Origin of the sequence: Streptomyces sp. NPDC093586 (assembly GCF_044764905.1) — a bacterium.
Lineage (GTDB): Bacteria > Actinomycetota > Actinomycetes > Streptomycetales > Streptomycetaceae > Streptomyces.
This window is the reverse complement of sequence record NZ_JBIWJA010000012.1, coordinates 120,624-133,085: the sequence shown is the minus strand read 5'-3', so window position 1 is coordinate 133,085 and position 12,462 is coordinate 120,624. Positions and strand designations below refer to the sequence as shown.

The 12,462-nt window shown below is 72.4% G+C and carries 14 protein-coding genes; 8 read left to right on the top strand and 6 right to left on the bottom strand.

Annotated features, from left to right (window positions below):
- Nucleotides 1-151: 151 nt before the first annotated feature.
- Nucleotides 152-1,039 (top strand): RNA polymerase sigma factor SigF, encoded by an 888-nt coding sequence (locus ACIRFH_RS15565; RefSeq protein WP_403520801.1) that lies wholly within the window; start codon nucleotides 152-154, stop codon nucleotides 1,037-1,039.
- 109 nt (nucleotides 1,040-1,148) lie between these two features.
- On the opposite strand, the gene ACIRFH_RS15560 is transcribed toward ACIRFH_RS15565, so the two are convergent.
- Entirely contained in the window at nucleotides 1,149-1,604 is a 456-nt protein-coding gene (locus tag ACIRFH_RS15560; protein WP_403520693.1) for an ATP-binding protein, read from the bottom strand.
- Nucleotides 1,605-1,757: 153 nt separating this feature from the next.
- Here ACIRFH_RS15560 and ACIRFH_RS15555 point away from each other — a divergent pair, with 153 nt between their 5' ends.
- The 3 genes from ACIRFH_RS15555 to ACIRFH_RS15545 all read left to right on the top strand — a co-directional run bounded on the left by ACIRFH_RS15555 (nucleotide 1,758) and on the right by ACIRFH_RS15545 (nucleotide 4,117).
- The gene (locus tag ACIRFH_RS15555) at nucleotides 1,758-2,342 is read left to right on the top strand and encodes a PRC-barrel domain-containing protein (RefSeq protein ID WP_403520691.1); all 585 of its coding nucleotides are present in this window, start codon (nucleotides 1,758-1,760) and stop codon (nucleotides 2,340-2,342) included.
- Nucleotides 2,339-2,755, top strand: a complete 417-nt coding sequence (locus tag ACIRFH_RS15550; RefSeq protein WP_403520689.1) for a PRC-barrel domain-containing protein — start codon at nucleotides 2,339-2,341, stop codon at nucleotides 2,753-2,755. The genes ACIRFH_RS15555 and ACIRFH_RS15550 overlap by 4 nt, the downstream gene beginning before the upstream one ends.
- A gap of 87 nt (nucleotides 2,756-2,842) precedes the next feature.
- The gene (locus ACIRFH_RS15545; RefSeq protein ID WP_403520687.1) at nucleotides 2,843-4,117 is read left to right on the top strand and encodes a streptophobe family protein; all 1,275 of its coding nucleotides are present in this window, start codon (nucleotides 2,843-2,845) and stop codon (nucleotides 4,115-4,117) included.
- A 314-nt stretch (nucleotides 4,118-4,431) separates the two neighbouring features.
- Here the strand turns inward: ACIRFH_RS15545 and ACIRFH_RS15540 are convergent, their stop codons facing one another.
- Nucleotides 4,432-5,208, bottom strand: a complete 777-nt coding sequence (locus ACIRFH_RS15540; protein ID WP_403520685.1) for an HAD family hydrolase — start codon at nucleotides 5,206-5,208, stop codon at nucleotides 4,432-4,434.
- A 541-nt stretch (nucleotides 5,209-5,749) separates the two neighbouring features.
- Here ACIRFH_RS15540 and ACIRFH_RS15535 point away from each other — a divergent pair.
- Nucleotides 5,750-6,463: a ScbR family autoregulator-binding transcription factor gene (locus tag ACIRFH_RS15535; RefSeq protein WP_403520799.1), complete on the top strand. Its 714-nt coding sequence runs from the start codon at nucleotides 5,750-5,752 to the stop codon at nucleotides 6,461-6,463.
- Between the two features lie 167 nt (nucleotides 6,464-6,630).
- Here ACIRFH_RS15535 and ACIRFH_RS15530 read toward each other — a convergent pair whose 3' ends face one another.
- Entirely contained in the window at nucleotides 6,631-7,041 is a 411-nt protein-coding gene (locus ACIRFH_RS15530) for a hypothetical protein (RefSeq protein WP_403520683.1), read from the bottom strand.
- Nucleotides 7,042-7,376: 335 nt separating this feature from the next.
- Between ACIRFH_RS15530 and ACIRFH_RS15525 the strand changes: the two genes are divergently transcribed.
- The gene (locus ACIRFH_RS15525) at nucleotides 7,377-7,775 is read left to right on the top strand and encodes a nuclear transport factor 2 family protein (protein WP_403520682.1); all 399 of its coding nucleotides are present in this window, start codon (nucleotides 7,377-7,379) and stop codon (nucleotides 7,773-7,775) included.
- Nucleotides 7,776-7,852: 77 nt separating this feature from the next.
- Here ACIRFH_RS15525 and mgrA read toward each other — a convergent pair whose 3' ends face one another.
- The gene (mgrA, locus tag ACIRFH_RS15520; protein WP_403520680.1) at nucleotides 7,853-8,842 is read right to left on the bottom strand and encodes an L-glyceraldehyde 3-phosphate reductase; all 990 of its coding nucleotides are present in this window, start codon (nucleotides 8,840-8,842) and stop codon (nucleotides 7,853-7,855) included.
- Between the two features lie 107 nt (nucleotides 8,843-8,949).
- On the opposite strand from mgrA, the gene ACIRFH_RS15515 reads away from it, so the two are divergent.
- Both ACIRFH_RS15515 and ACIRFH_RS15510 read left to right on the top strand, forming a co-directional pair.
- On the top strand, nucleotides 8,950-9,834 hold the full coding sequence (locus tag ACIRFH_RS15515) for a LysR substrate-binding domain-containing protein (RefSeq protein ID WP_403520678.1): 885 nt from the start codon (nucleotides 8,950-8,952) through the stop codon (nucleotides 9,832-9,834).
- A 25-nt stretch (nucleotides 9,835-9,859) separates the two neighbouring features.
- Nucleotides 9,860-10,375 carry a DinB family protein gene (locus ACIRFH_RS15510; RefSeq protein ID WP_403520676.1) on the top strand — a complete coding sequence of 172 codons (516 nt, stop codon included), beginning with the start codon at nucleotides 9,860-9,862 and terminating at the stop codon, nucleotides 10,373-10,375.
- Here the strand turns inward: ACIRFH_RS15510 and ACIRFH_RS15505 are convergent.
- Nucleotides 10,357-11,436: an adenosine deaminase gene (locus ACIRFH_RS15505; RefSeq protein ID WP_403520674.1), complete on the bottom strand. Its 1,080-nt coding sequence runs from the start codon at nucleotides 11,434-11,436 to the stop codon at nucleotides 10,357-10,359. The two genes, ACIRFH_RS15510 and ACIRFH_RS15505, sit on opposite strands and share 19 nt — an antisense overlap.
- A gap of 45 nt (nucleotides 11,437-11,481) precedes the next feature.
- Nucleotides 11,482-11,874: a VOC family protein gene (locus tag ACIRFH_RS15500; protein ID WP_403520672.1), complete on the bottom strand. Its 393-nt coding sequence runs from the start codon at nucleotides 11,872-11,874 to the stop codon at nucleotides 11,482-11,484.
- Between the last annotated feature and the right edge of the window lie 588 nt (nucleotides 11,875-12,462).

Here is a 12,462-nt window from a genome sequence, read left to right as displayed (position 1 = left end):
CTGGAAGGAGGGACAGCGCCCCGCGACGACTCCGCGGTCACCGTATTCAGGCCACCCGGGAAACCGGGTGGCATGGACGGACGTGACCCGGGTACCCGCCAACGGGAAGAACCTGGGGAGACGCCCAACCGTGACGTTCGTGGGAGAGGTAATGGAGACCGCCGTGATCCGGCCGGAAGCGCAGGTTGTCGGGACGACCACCGAGAGCGGGACGGACGACGGGTCACTGCCGGGTGGCATGGACCCGCGCACCGTGGCCCCGCGGGACGCGCGGCAGCTGTCCCGGCAGTTCTTCCAGCGCCTGACGGAGCTCGAAGAGGGCACGCACGAGTACCAGTACGCGCGCAACACGCTGATCGAGATGAACATGTCGCTCGTGCGGTTCGCCGCCGGCCGGTTCCGCGGCCGCGGCGACGACATGGACGACATCGTCCAGACCGGCATGATCGGTCTGATCAAGGCCATCGACCGGTTCGAACTGTCGCGCGAGGTCGAGTTCACCTCCTTCGCGCTGCCGTACATCGTCGGCGAGATCAAACGCTTCTTCCGTGACACCACCTGGGCGGTGCACGTGCCGCGGCGCCTGCAGGAGCTGCGCGTGGAGCTGGCCAAGGCCCGTGAGGAACTGTCCAGCCGGCTGGACCGTGAGCCCACCGTGGCCGAGCTCGCCACGCTGATGAACATCAGCGAGAGCGAGGTGGTCGAGGGCCAGATCGCGTCCAACGGCTACAACTCCTCCTCCCTGGACGCCGCGCTGACCGGGGACGGTCCCGAGGGCGGCGAGTCGGTGCTCGCCGACTTCATCGGTGTCGAGGAGGACGGGCTGCGGCTCGTCGAGGACTTCCACTCGCTCGCCCCGCTGATGGCCGAGCTGAGCGAGCGCGACCGGCGGATCATCCACATGCGGTTCGTGGAGGAGGCCACCCAGGCGGAGATCGGTGAACAGCTCGGCTGCTCGCAGATGCACGTGTCCCGGCTGATCAAGCGGATCATCACCCGGCTGCGCGAGGGCATGCTGGGCGAGCTGGGCTGCGCCTGACAGCGACGACGGCAGGCCCCGGGGTCCTCACGGCCCCGGGGTGGTTCGTTGCCCTTCGAGACGATCGTTGCCCTTCGAGACGAGTGGGCGGCGCGGACGGGCGCACCGGTCATTCGTCGGTCAGCCGCACCACCGCGCGCACGCGCTTGCCGACCGGCACCCGCTCCACGACCAGCGTCTCGGCGAGGGCGTGGACGATCTCGAGCCCGTGCCGCCCGACGCGTTCGGGATCGCGGGGGAAACGCCGGGGCACCGCGCCGTTGCTGTCGTAGACGGTCACCGTCACGGTCGCGTCCGTACCCTCCAGCTCCAGGATGTAAGGCCCCTGGCTGTGCCGGTCCGCGTTGGTGACCAGTTCGCTCACCACCAGGAGCACCGCGCCGTCGGACCGCCGGCCGATCGTGGCGCACCACTCGGTCCTGAGCTGGTCGAGGAAGAGCGAGGCGAAGTGCCGCGCCTGCGCAATGCATCCGGGCTCGCCGGAATAGTGTGCCGCCTGCCTCAGCGGTTCCACGGGTACGTCGAAGCCAGTCGGTATCACTGCCCCGCCCAGGTATTCGGTCATGCGTTTCTCTCTCGGAAGCCGGACTGGCCGGACGCCACTGCACCAGTCCTCGTACCCCGGGTTCGGCATCACAGTCCACCTCTTCTCACAAGTGCGGGCATCGTCACAGCCGGCCGGGGCACCCGGAGGAGGCGGGAAGGGGTGCGGGGTGCGATGAACGAATTGATGGGCGCGCGCAGTCTCACCACCCTGCCGGTGGTCACTCTGGGCGGGGACGCCGTCGCCCATGTCAAGGACACCGTCTTCGACACCGCGGCCGGGCGGATCACCGGTTTCACGCTGAGCGGCCGGGGTCTGTGGTCCGGTCCGATGAAGGAGGGCCTTCCGTGGTCGGCGGTGCACGCGCTCGGCCACGACGCGGTGATGGTCCGCGACCGGCGGGGCCTGGTGAGCACCGCGCTGCTGACGGCGCGCCAGGAGACGCTGCGGGGCAGGCTGCTGGGGGCGAGTGTGGTGACGGACGCGGGCACCGAGGTCGGCACCGTGCTCGACGTCGTGGTGGAGGGCGGCACCGGCGGGCGGGTCGTCGGTTTCCGGGTGGCGGCGAGCAGGCGGTTCGCGCCGGGTCCGGCGCGCCACCGGCGCAAGGTGTACGTGGCGCGGGGAGGGACGGTGACGGTCGTCGGCCGGGCGCTCGTCCTTCCCCCGGACGCCGTGCGGCACGTGGCCGACGACCTGCCGGGCTTCACGGCCCTGCTCGGCGGTGTGCCCGGCAGCTGGAGGGGCTCGCTGTCGTGATGCTGTTCTCCGAAGCGCGGGGCCTGCCCGTGCTGGGCCGGGACGGTGACCGCAGGCTGGGCGCCGTGACGTCCCTGACGGTCGACGCCCCCGCCGGCGTGGTCAGCCACGTCCGCTACCGCGCCGGCCGCCTGCGCCGGGAGACCGTACTGCCCTGGGATGCGGTGCGGTCGCTCGGCCCGGGAGCGCTGCGGGTGGGGCCGGTGACCGCGCCGGACGTGGTGCCGCCCGGCCACGATCTGCTGGGCCGCCGGGTCCTGACCGAGGCGGGCGTCGAGCGCGGCACGGTGCTGGACGTGGCGTTCGATCCGCACACCGGCCGCGTCCTGGCGCTGTTCACGACGCGGGGCGAGCTGTCGGCCGGCCGCATGACGGGCCTCGGGGACCACGCGCTCGTCGTCCGGGCGGGCTGAGCCGAACGGCCGGGTGGCCACGTGCGGGCCGACGCGGACGGCCCCGTCGGAAGGGCGCGGCGCGCGGGTGCTGCTTAGCGTGGCTGCGTGAGCTCGCGAACCCCCTCCGGCCCGGCAGTGGCCCGTCACGGCTGGGCTCAGGCCCTCGGCACGGTGCTGGCCGGGCTGGTCGCCATGGGAGCCGCGGCCGCGCTCGGGCTGTGGGCGGCCGGCGCCACGGGACTGCCCGACAACGCCTTTCCCCGGGTCGTCACGGCGACGGTCGTCGCCGCCGTGGGCGGTTCGCTGGAGCTGTCCGGGGACGCCGGGGGGCTCGTCGGCACCGACGCGGGGCTGACCGTGATGCCGCTGTCCGTCACGCTGGCCGGGGCGCTGGTGATCGCCGCGGGATTCCTGCGTCCACTGCGCCACCGGGCGGTCGCCGGCGCCGGGGAGCTGGCCGGCTGGGCCGGCCGCATCGCCGTGCTGTGGCTGTTCGCCCTCGTCGGACTGGCCTTCGCCTCGCGGCAGACCTTCGAGGTGTCGCTCGGGGAGGATGTGCTCGACGACCTCGGGGACCTGTTCGGCATCACCCCGCGGATCGGCTTCACCACGGACGTGCCGCTGACCGTGCTGTTCGGACTGCTGTGGCTGGCGGGTGTGCTGGTACTGGCCCTGCTGGTGTCCCGGGGGGCGCCGTTGCCGGGCCGGCTGCTGCGCTTTCGGGCGTCGGTGCGGCCGGTGGCGTACGCGATGGTGGCACTGCTGCTCGCGTACGTCGTCGTCGGCACCGTCGTGGGCCTGGTCGTCACCGGGACGCGGGGACACCCGGCGGACACCTTCGCCGTGCTGCTGCTCGGCCTGCCGAACCTGGTGTGGCCGGCGCTCACCATCGGCCTCGGCGCCACCTGGAACGGCCGGGTGGAGGGGCCGTTCGGGCTGCCGATGCCGCAGGTGCTCGACGAGGTGCTGCGCACGCCGGACGTCTCCACGGTGGACCTGGGCACGCTCACCGAGCGGGACGGGCGGATGTGGTGGCTCCTGGTCGCGGCCGTGGTGCTGCTGCTGGCCGCCGGGTGCCTGGCGGCAGCCCGGTCCCCGGCCGGGACGCCGGCCTGGCGGCACGCCGTGCACATGGCGGCCGCGCTGGCACTCACGGTGCTCATGATCTGCGCTGTGGGCCGGATCTCGGCGTACTACGGCCTGTCGGTGCTCGGCATCGGCGACCTGGGCGGAGGGTTGTCCGGGCGGTTGTTCCTGCACCCGCGGCTGTGGGGCGCGGTCGGCCTCGCCCTGCCGTGGGGTCTGGTCACCGGGTTCCTCGGCGCGCTCCTCGCGCGAGGGGCGCGCCGATGGGCCGGGAGGGCCGGGTACGGCAGCTGACCCCGACCGCCTGGCCGAGCAGCACCGTACCGGTGTCGCGGTGTCCGTACGCGGTGTCCGCACGTGCCCCGGCCGCCACCTTGCCCGATGCCGTCCCAGGGGACCGTCTGCCGGCCGTGGGCGCCCGAGGGCGCGGCGCCTTCCGTGAGGCACTGCTGGACCCGGTCGGCATGTACCGCGTACGCCATGCTCCCTGCCCGCCGTCGTGTTCCGAGGACCGACCGGTCCGGCCGCGATGCCCTGGGGCCGCGCCGCCCGTGGTGAGAGCACGCCGGGGAACGCCGGCCTGGCTGACGGCACGGCGGCTCTCTTCCCTACAGGGGCTTGCGCCCCACCGGATCCTGTCCGGCATCCGCGTCCGGGTCCGACACCCATGACCGCGCCCACTGCAGCACCTCTTCGGAGTCCAGCCCCGTGACCCAGGCGTCGGCCTGTCCGCTCCTGTCGTCGCGCGGCAGCGGCCCCACGCCGAGGACCCGCAGGCCCGCGCGCCACGCCGACTCGACGCCCGTGAGGGAGTCTTCGACGGCGAGAGCCGCCCGCGGAGGGACTCCGCACAGGCGGGCGGCCGTGGCGTAGACATCGGGCCAGGGCTTGGGCCGTACCGGGTTCTCCTGCTCGGGGCTCTCCGCCGGTTCCGCCGCGCCGGGCTCCCCCGGAGGCACCGTGGGTACGACGATGTGGCGGAAGTACTTGCGCAGCCCGGCCCGGCCGAGGCTTTCCTCCACCGCCACCAGCGGGCAGTTGCTGGCCACCGCCAGCGGAAGCCGGCGCGCGCACAACCGCACGAACTCGGAGGCGCCGGGCATCGTCAGCGGATCCTCCGCGACGAGGAACAGGAAGTGTTCGAGCAGCGACGCCGTCAGGTCCGCGGTCAGCTCGGGCTTGTTCGTCTCCTGGGCCATGAGCCGCCCGCAGTCGACGTAGTGCACACCTTTGGCCCGCTCGGCGAAACCGGGCGGAGGCAGCAGGCCGAACTCACGGAAGGTCCGGTTGCGGGCATCCTGCCAATGCCGTTCGGTGTCCATCAGGGTTCCGTCGCAGTCGAAGACGACGGCTTCCGGCGACCAGTTCGCCGGAAAGCGTGCCATACGGGTCACGATGACCTCCTGGGGGTGGGCGGTCACGCGCGTCACGGGACCGTCGGGTGAGCTGTTGCGGCCTCCCGTGACGGGCATCAGGGCCGTCACCGTCCCCTTCGCCGGTTCCACCGGCGGGAGCAAGCAGCATTTCGGGACATCAGCCACAAAATGAAAACATTGCGATGACTACGTTATTTCTGCACCGAAAGTCGGCGCAATCACTACTTCGAGTGCTCGACCATCGGGCGACCAGGGTGTATGCGGACCACCGGACGCGAGTCGCCCATGCCTCCTGACGGTCACTCACCATCACTGGGTGGCACCGCAGTTGTCGCAGATGGCGGGGAACGAATCACCTGTCGGCGAGCAGTTCCCCCGTCGCCCGGTGAAGCAGGAGCAACACCCAAAAGGCCAGTCGCCACTCGCACGCGTTCATATTCGAAAGAAGTGAGCAATAACCACATGCAGTTGACGCTTGATTGCTCCAGGCGTACGCGGGCGCACTACATTTCAGTCGTTCATTACACAACGAGCCGAGGTGTACGAAATCTTGCAAGAACGGGCCAGAGCAACCCGCAGATCGCTCCTGGAGGCGGCCGCCCACCTCTTCGCCCAGCAGGGATACGCGGGGACCAGCGTCAACGACATAAGCGCCCGGTCCGGACGGACCAGCGGCTCCGTCTACTTCCACTACGCCAGCAAGGAAGGCATCGCCCTCGCCGTCGTCCGGGACGGTTTCGCCACCTGGCCCGGCCTCGCCACACGGTACGGCGACCTGTCCGTGCCACCGCTGGAACGCCTCGTCCTACTGAGTCACGAGATCGCCCATGCCCTCTCCGAGGACCCCCTGACTCGCGCAGGTGCCCGCTTGTGGGCAGAGCGCGACGCCATCGGCGTACGCCTGCCCGACCCCTTCGCCCTCTGGACGACCGCCGCCACGCGTCTGCTCTGCCAGGCCCGGAGCCGCGGCCAGCTGGCCGCCCACGTCCGCCCGGCCCCCACCGCCCGCAGCCTGGTCCGTTCCTTCTTCGGTGTCTGCGCCCTCACCGAGGCGCTGGAAGGACCGCACGCTCTCAGCGGTCGTCTCTCCGACTGGTGGCACCTGACCCTGCCCTCGCTCCAGCGGGATCCGCGCCCCGTCAGGGTTCCGGCGCGGGCCCCAGGCGGAACGGGTACCGCCGGCTGCGGCCCGCCCGCCTCCGGACCGGCCTTGACCGCGCGCACCGGCCCCGGGCAGGCCGACCGTCCGGCGTACGGTACGTGAGCGGCACCCCGCGGATCCATGGATCGAGCCGCGGTTTCCTCCGGTGAGGCCCCGCGCGCTGCGGCACGGCGGCCATGACGAGCGAGCGGGTGGCCGACGGCGGCGACGGTGGGGCGGGCAGCGCCCTCGACGAGGAACCGGCCGGGGCCCTGCCGCCGCGCGTGGTCTCAGGCGACGGGGACGGCCAGCCGCGGCGCGGCCCGCTGCATGCGCAGCGCGTCGACCGACTCGGCCAGCAGTTCGTACTCGGTGGTGTCGTCGCTGGTGGCGATGCGCACCAGACGCCCCTCGGTCAGCTCGTCGGCGACCAGTTCCTGCTGGACGGGGTCCGCGCACCAGGCGCGCAGGACGCGCGGCACGTCGGGAGCGTCGTCGGCGACCGGGGTCAGGGCGCCGCGCGGTAGGTGCGGGGAGTCGGGCTGCGGATCCAGACGGTCGGCGATCCAGGACGCGCGGTCGCGCAGCCACCACAGGGCGAGGGCGAGCGTGGGAGCCCGGTAGGTGCCCAGGGGCACGCCGACGCGCCGGCCGTCGCAGGTGCCGTAGGCGGTGACATGGCACAGGAACTCGTCGTGCACTGCTCCCCTCCCCCGTCGCCCGGTTCGCCCACCGGTCGGGCATGGCGTCCGTGCGGCTCGTGTGGCGGTGCGTGAGGGCGCTGTCGCGTGCTGTGAGACGCCCTAGAGGTGAGTATGTTCACTGCTGAATCACTGTCACCATGAATTTCCGGCCAGTCTCCTGGCATATTCACGGCGGCCGTTGGCCGAAACGCGGCGAGCGGCCGGGGCGGCCGTCATGACCCCGGAGGTAATCGACGGCTCCGGCCGGCTGCGGGCATGGTTGCGGTACCGGGTCGCCGAGACCGGGATCCGGTCCCTGACCAGCACGTACATCGCGATGGAGGCTGATCGGCATGTCCACACCCACCCACCGTCACGAGGATGCCGTCGCCCGCTACTTCGAGGCCTGGAACGCCGGGACGGAAGCGCGGGACAAGGCGGTCGCCGCGGCCTGGACGGCGGACGGCCGCTACACCGACCCGCTCGCCGACGTGCGCGGCCACGAGCAGATCGCCGCGGTGATCACGGCGGCCCACGAGCAGTTCCCGGGGTACGTCTTCCGGCTGTCCGGCGCCGTCGACGGGCACCACGACACGGCCCGCTTCTCCTGGGAGCTGGTGAACGAGGCCGGGGGTCCCCCCGCTGGGGGAGGTTCGGCGCCCGTGGCCGGATCCGACGTGGTCGTACTGGACGGCGAGGGCCGGATCCGGGCCGTGTACGGCTTCCTGGACCGGGTGCCCGCGGAGGCGTGAGGAGTTCGCGGGAGGGCCTCACGGTCACGGTCCGGCCGGCGGAACGGCTCGGGCCGTGACCGTGAGGCAGGGGCGGTCTAGGCGACGACGGCGTCGATCCTGGCCAGTTCGTCGGCGTCGAAGGCGAGGTTCCCGATGGCCGAGACGCTGTCCTCCAGCTGCCCCGGGCTGCTCGCGCCGACGAGGGCCGAGGTCACCCGTCCCTCGCGCAGCACCCAGGCGAGGGCCATCTGGGCCAGGGACTGGCCGCGGGACTTGGCGATCTCGTCCAGCGCGCGCAGCTTGCCGACCAGTTCGCCGGTGACCGCGTCGGAGTTCAGGAAGGGGCTGTCGCTCGCGGCGCGCGAGTCCTCGGGGATGCCGTCGAGGTAACGGGCGGTCAGCAGACCCTGCTCCAGCGGGGAGTAGGCGATGGAGCCGGCCTGCAGCTCGTCGAGGACGTCCAGGAGGCCGCTGGTCTCGGGGCGCCGGTCGAGCAGGGAGTAGCGCGGCTGGTGGATGAGCAGCGGGGTGCCCAGACCGGCGAGGATGCGGGCGGCCTCGCGGGTCTGCTCCGGCGAGTAGTTGGAGACGCCGACGTACAGCGCCTTGCCCTGCTGCACCGCCGTGTGCAGGGCACCCATCGTCTCCTCCAGGGGAGTCTCCGGGTCGGGGCGGTGCGAGTAGAAGATGTCGACGTACTCCAGACCCATGCGCTGCAGGCTCTGGTCGAGGGAGGAGAGCAGGTACTTGCGCGAGCCCCACTCGCCGTACGGGCCGGGCCACATCAGGTAGCCGGCCTTGGTGGAGATCACCAGCTCGTCACGGTACGGCGCGAAGTCGGCCTTCAGCGCCTCGCCGAGGGCGGACTCGGCGGCACCGGGCGGCGGGCCGTAGTTGTTGGCGAGGTCGAAGTGGGTGACACCGAGGTCGAAGGCGCGGCGCAGGATGGCGCGCTGGGTCTCGACGGGGCGGTCCGGGCCGAAGTTGTGCCACAGGCCGAGCGAGAGCGCGGGGAGCTTCAGGCCGCTGCGTCCGGTGCGCCGGTAGGGCATGTCCGCGTAGCGGTCGGGGGATGCGGTGTACAACGCGACTCCAGAAAGGTAGATCCAGGGTGGCCTCCACTCTGTCGCGACCTGCGGGCAGTGGTCCAACAGAAGAATCCGATGGTATTCAGCGACTAGCCTTCTCAATCATGGAACTGCGTCATCTCCAGCACTTCGTGGCGGTCGCCGAGGACCAGCACTTCACCCGCGCGGCCGAGCGGTTGCTGGTGTCCCAGTCCGGCCTGTCGGCGTCGATCCGGGCGCTGGAGCGGGAGCTGCGGGCGCCGCTGTTCGTGCGCACGACCCGCAGGGTGACGTTGACGGAGGCCGGGCGGGCGCTGCTGGGCGAGGCGCGGCGCATCCTGGCGCAGGTGCGGTCGGCCCACGAGGCGGTCGCCGCGGTGCAGGGCGTGCTGCGCGGCACGCTGTCGCTGGGCACCGAGCAGTGCATCGCCGGGGTGCCGGTGGCGAGGCTGCTGGCCGCGTTCCGGCGCCGGCATCCGGACGTGGAGATCCGGCTGCGCCAGGCGGGGTCGGGCGAGCTGGCGGAGGAGGTCGCGGCCGGGTGGCTCGACCTGGCGTTCGCCTACCGGACGCAGGCGGACACGGAACAGCTGCGCTCCGTCTCACTGGCCGGCGAGCCGATGACCGTCCTGTGCCACCCCGGCCACCGCCTCGCGAGCAGCGGTGCGGTGCCGGCCCCGCGCGATCTCACCGACGAGGTGTTCGTCGACTTCCACCCGGACTGGGGCCCGCGCCGCGTCACCGACGCCGCCTTCGCCGCGGCGGGCGTACGGCGGACCGTCGCGCTGGAGGTGAACGACGTGCACGGGCTGCTCGACCTGCTCGACGAGAACCTGGGCATCGCGGTCGTGCCGCGCCACTTCCGGCACAAGCGGGCGTCCCTCACCTCGCTGCCGCTGGGGGACACCGGAGGCGCGGCGTACGAGACCGTCGCCCTGCTGCCGCCCGCCCAGGCCACCAGCCCGGCGGCGCGGGCGCTGATGGGACTGCTGGAGACGGGGAGCGCGTGAGGGCGGACTGCGCGATGGTGGACCCATGCACGCGAAGGACATCCTCATCGAGGGCTACGGCCGCATCCGGGAAGAAGTCCACGCCGCCGTCGAGGGCCTGGATCCCGACGGCCTGAACGCCCGCCCCGCCGACGACGCCAACTCCGTGACCTGGCTGGTCTGGCACCTCACCCGGGTGCAGGACGACCACATCGCGGACGCCTTCGGGCTCGACCAGATGTGGCTGGCCCAGGACTGGGAGAAGCGCTTCGGGCTGGACCTGCCCCGCCGCGACACCGGGTACGGCCACAGCTCGGCGAAGGTCGCCAAGGTGCGGGTCGACTCGGCCGACCTGCTGACCGGCTACTACGACGCCGTGCACGAGCAGACGCTCGGGGCCCTGCGTTCCCTGGCCGCCGAGGACCTGGAGCGGGTCGTGGACGACAACTGGGATCCGCCGGTCACGCTGGGCGTGCGGCTGGTCAGCGTCCTGGCCGACGATCTCCAGCACGTCGGGCAGGCCGCCTATGTGCGCGGGCTCGTTCAGAGCGCCGCTTCGTAACCAGGCAGGACGACGTCCTCGATCAGGGCGTTGCGCTCGTCGAAGGGGACGAAGGCGCTCTTGAGGGCGTTCACCGTGACCGTGCGCAGGTCCGCGACGGTCCAGCCGGCCTGCTCGACGAGGAGGGACATCTCGCGGGTCATCGTCGTGCCCGAGACGAGACGGTTGTCGGTGTTGAGGGTGACGCGGAAGCCGAGGTCCTTGAGCGCCGTGATCGGGTGCTCGGCGATGGAGGTGGCGGCGCCGGTCTGGAGGTTGGAGGTCGGGCACATCTCCAGGGCGATGCGGCGGTCGCGGATCCAGGCGGCGAGGCGGCCGAGCTTGCCGGCGGCGAGGTCGGGGATGTCGTCGGTGATGCGCACGCCGTGCCCGATGCGCTGGGCGCCGCACACCTGGACGGCCTGGTGGATGCTGGGCAGCCCGTGGGCCTCGCCGGCGTGGATGGTGAACGGCACGTTCTCGCGGCGCAGGTGCTCGAAGGCGTCGAGGTGGTCGGCGGGCGGGAAGCCGTCCTCGGCTCCGGCGATGTCGAAGCCGACGACGCCCGCGTCCCGGAACGCGACCGCGAGGTCGGCGGTCGCGCGGGTGCGGTCGAACATCCGCATGCCGCACAGCAGGGTCCCGACGCGGACCGGCGTGCCCGCCGCCGCGGCCTTGGCCATGCCGGCGGCCAGGCCCTCCTGGACGGTCTCCACGACCTCGGCGAGGCCGAGCCCGCCGTTCGTCATCAGCTCGGGGGCGTAGCGGACCTCGGCGTAGACGACGCCGTCGGCGGCGAGGTCGAGGACGTACTCCTCGGCGGTGCGCAGCAGGCCCTCGCGGTTCTGCATCACGGCGAGGGTGTGCTCGAAGGTGGCGATGTAGCGCACCAGGTCGCCCGAGTTGGCGGCCTCGTAGTACCAGGCGGCCAGCTCGTCGGGATCGGTGGTGGGCAGGGTGTGACCGACGGAGGCGGCCAGCTCCACCACGGTCGCGGGGCGCAGGCCGCCGTCGAGGTGGTCGTGCAGCACCGCCTTGGGGAGGCGACGGAGGGTCTCGATATCTATGCGCGTAGATGACATGTGCGGTGGTTCCTCGGCGGGGTCTGTGCGGAAGCGTCGGTCGGGTCAGGCGGCGGGCTGGAGCAGGTCCCAGCGGTTGCCGTACAGGTCCTGGAAGACGGCGACCGAGCCGTAGGGCTCGTGCCGGGGGTCCTCCAGGAAGGTCACACCGGCGGCGGTCATCCGGGCGTGGTCGCGGGCGAAGTCGTCGGTGTGCAGGAAGAAGCCGACGCGCCCGCCCGTCTGGTCGCCGATCCGGACACGCTGGGCGTCACCTTTGGCGCGGGCCAGCAGCAGCGCGGTGCCCTGCCCGGGGGCGCCTGGTTCGACGACGACCCAGCGGGAGCCGTCGGGCCGGGGCGTGTCCTCGGCGAGCCGGAACCCGAGGGCCTCGGTGTAGAAGCGGATCGCCTCGTCGTAGTCGTCGACGACGAGGGTGACCAGGGCGATGTGCGGCATCGGGACCTTCCGGAAGGAGTGATCGACGGGAGAGGTTATACGTAAAACCCATCGGGCGCCAGTCTCCGGTCCTGCGTCTTCGGCCCGAGGCGCGAGCCCGGTCCGCCCGCTACCGACACGGCCATGAGGATCACCGCACCGCCGCGCGAACCCGGGCAGCGCAGGCAGGACGTGCTCGACCGCCTGGAGCGGGAGTCCGGCGTCCGGGTGGCCACGGCGGACGCCGGCGGTTCGCCGTGCCTGGTCCCGCTGTGGTTCGTGCGGCACCGGGAGGCGGTCCGGCTGGGCACGCGGCTCACCGATCCGACCGGCCGCAACCTGCGGGACGCCGGCCGGGCCCGGCCGGCGTTCGGACACACCCGGGACGTCGTGCTGATCGACGGCGAGGCGGAGACGTTCGGCCTGCTGGAGGCGCCCCCGGCGGCGGCCGACGCGTTCCGCGCGAAGACGGGCTGGGGCCCGCGCGGGGACAGCGCGTCGTACGCCTGGTCCCGGGTCCGCCCGCTCGCGGTGCGGGCGTGGCACGAGCAGCACGAGCTGAGGCGGCGGCACCTCGTGCGGGACGGCGTCTGGACCGCATGGGGTGCG